At 62.8% G+C, this 3,383-nt stretch carries 1 protein-coding gene; it reads right to left on the reverse strand.

Annotation, left to right across the window (positions count from 1 at the left end; genetic code table 11):
- A partial coding sequence (locus AC07O4_RS14335; protein WP_495305135.1) for a beta strand repeat-containing protein occupies nucleotides 1-3,383 on the reverse strand: 3,383 nt, incomplete at both ends.

A 3,383-nucleotide genomic window follows, 5' to 3' on the forward strand; every position in this document is an offset into this window, starting at 1 on the left:
ACGTTGCTGTTCGTCGTGCTCAGGCCCGTGGACAGGCTGGAGATGCCGCTCGTGGCGGTGCTGAGGCCAGACGACGTGGAAGTCGACAGGCTGCTCACGTTGCTGTTGGTCGTGCTCAGGCCCGTCGACAAGCTCGAGATGCCGCTGGTCGCGGTGCTCAGACCGCTCGAAGTCGACGTCGACAAGCTGCTCACGTTGCTGTTCGTGGTGCTCAGACCGGTCGACAGGCTCTCGATGCCACTCGTCGCCGTGCTCAGACCCGAGGATGTGGAGGTCGACAGGCTGTCGATGCCACTCGTGGCTGTGCTCAAGCCGCTCGAAGTGGAGGTCGACAGGCTGCTGACATTGCTGTTTGTCGAGCTCAGGCTCGTGGACAGGCTAGAGATCCCGCTGGTCGCCGTGCTCAGGCCACTCGACGTAGAAGTCGACAGGCTGCTCACGTTGCTGTTGGTCGTGCTCAGGCCCGTCGACAAGCTCGAGATGCCGCTGGTTGCAGTGCTCAGACCAGACGACGTCGAGGTCGACAGGCTGCTCACATTGCTGTTGGTCGTGCTCAGGCTCGTGGACAAGCTGGCGATGCCGCTGGTCGCTGTGCTCAGACCGCTCGAGGTAGACGTCGACAAGCTATCGATGCTGCTCGTCGCCGTGCTAAGGCCCGACGACGTAGACGTCGAGAGGCTGTCAATACGACTATTGGTGGTGCTCAGACCCGAGGACGTCGAGGTCGACAGACTGCTGACGTTGCTGTTGGTCGTGCTCAGGCCCGTGGACAAGCTGGCGATGCCACTGGTCGCAGTGCTCAGACCGCTCGAGGTAGACGTCGAGAGGCTGTCGATGCTGCTCGTGGCGGTGCTCAGGCCCGACGACGTGGAGGTCGAAAGGCTATCGATTCGACTGTTGGTCGTGCTCAAACCACTGGACGTCGAGGTCGACAAGCTGCCCACGCTGCTGTTCGTGGTGCTCAAGCCCGTCGACAGGCTGGCGATGCCACTGGTCGCAGTGCTCAGGCCCGACGATGTCGAAGTCGACAGGCTACTCACGTTGCTGTTGGTCGTGCTCAGGCCAGTAGACAGGCTCGAGATGCCGCTGGTTGCCGTACTCAAGCCCGACGACGTCGAGGTCGACAGGCTGCTCACGTTGCTGTTCGTCGTGCTCAGGCCGGTGGACAAGCTGGAGATACCACTGGTCGCCGTGCTCAGTCCCGACGACGTAGACGTCGAGAGGCTGTCCAGGTTGCTGTTGGTGCTGCTCAGAGCCGTAGACAGGCTCGAGATGCCGCTCGTAGCCGTGCTCAGGCCGCTCGACGTAGACGTCGACAAGCTGCTCACATTGCTATTCGTGGTGCTCAGGCCCGTGGACAGGCTGGAGATACCGCTGGTCGCAGTGCTCAGTCCCGACGACGTCGAGGTCGACAGGCTGCTGACGTTGCTGTTCGTGGTGCTGAGACCGGTCGAAAGGCTGGAGATGCCGCTGGTCGCGGTGCTCAACCCGCTCGACGTGGAAGTCGAGAGGCTGTCCAGGTTGCTGTTGGTGCTGCTCAGAGCCGTGGACAGGCTCGAGATACCACTGGTCGCCGTGCTCAGGCCCGACGACGTAGATGTCGAGAGGCTGTCGATGCGGCTATTGGCCGTGCTCAGACCCGACGACGTCGAGGTCGACAAGCTGCCCACGTTGCTGTTCGTCGTGCTCAAGCCCGTGGACAGGCTCGAGATACCGCTGGCTGCAGTGCTCAGACCGCTCGAGGTGGAGGTCGAGAGGCTGTCGATGCTGCTCGTGGCCGTGCTCAGGCCGGACGACGTCGAGGTCGACAGGCTGCTCACGTTGCTGTTCGTCGTGCTCAGACCTGTGGACAGGCTCGAAATGCCGCTAGCTGCAGTACTCAGGCCTGACGACGTCGACGTCGACAGGCTGCTCACATTGCTGTTGGTCGTGCTCAGGCCCGTCGACAGACTGTTGATGCCGCTCGTAGCGGTACTCAAACCGGACGACGTGGACGTCGACAAGCTGCTGACGTTGCTGTTCGTGGTGCTCAGGCCCGTGGACAAGCTGGAGATGCCGCTGGTGGCAGTGCTCAGGCCCGACGACGTCGAGGTCGACAGGCTGCTCACGTTGCTGTTCGTCGTGCTCAGCCCCGTGGACAGGCTCGAGATACCACTGGTCGCAGTGCTCAGGCCGCTCGACGTGGACGTCGAGAGACTGTCGATGCGGCTGTTGGTCGTGCTCAGACCCGACGATGTCGAGGTCGACAAGCTACCCACGTTGCTGTTCGTGGTGCTCAAGCCCGTGGACAGGCTGGAGATGCTGCTCGTGGCCGTGCTCAGGCCGGACGAGGTCGAAGTCGACAGACTGCTGACGTTGCTGTTGGTCGTGCTCAGGCCCGTCGACAAGCTGGAGATGCCGCTGGTCGCGGTGCTCAGACCCGACGATGTGGAGGTCGACAAACTGCTGACGTTGCTGTTCGTCGTGCTCAGACCTGTGGACAGGCTCGAGATGCCGCTCGTGGCGGTGCTCAGACCGCTTGAAGTCGACGTCGACAGGCTGTCGATGCGGCTGTTGGTCGTGCTCAGGCCAGTCGACGTGGACGTTGACAGGCTGCCCACGTTGCTGTTCGTCGTACTCAAGCCCGTGGACAGGCTCGAGATTCCGCTGGTCGCCGTGCTCAGACCCGACGACGTCGACGTCGACAGGCTGCTCACGTTGCTATTCGTAGTGCTCAGACCTGTGGACAGGCTGGAGATACCGCTCGTGGCCGTGCTCAAGCCGGACGACGTCGATGTCGACAGGCTACTGACGTTGCTGTTCGTGGTGCTCAGGCCAGTCGACAGGCTGGAGATGCCGCTGGTGGCCGTGCTCAAACCGGACGACGTCGAAGTCGACAGGCTGCTGACGTTGCTGTTGGTCGTGCTCAGGCCGCTTGAAGTCGACGTCGACAGGCTGTCGATGCGGCTGCTGCTGGTGCTCAGGCCGGACGACGTGGAGGTCGACAAGCTGCTGACGTTGCTGTTCGTCGTGCTCAGACCTGTGGACAGGCTCGAGATGCCGCTCGTGGCCGTGCTCAAGCCAGACGACGTCGATGTCGACAGGCTGCTGACGTTGCTGTTCGTTGTGCTCACCCCCGTGGAGAGGCTGGAGATGCCACTGGTAGCGGTGCTCAGGCCAGACGACGTGGACGTCGAGAGGCTGTCGATGCGGCTGTTGGTCGTGCTCAGACCTGTGGACAGGCTCGAGATGCCGCTGGTCGCCGTGCTCAGCCCGCTCGACGTCGATGTCGACAGGCTACTGACGTTGCTGTTCGTTGTGCTCACCCCCGTGGAGAGGCTGGAGATGCCACTGGTAGCGGTGCTCAGGCCAGACGACGTGGACGTCGAGAGGCTGTCGATGCG

The sequence above is a fragment of the Variovorax sp. GW821-FHT09D04 genome (genome assembly GCF_059416405.1).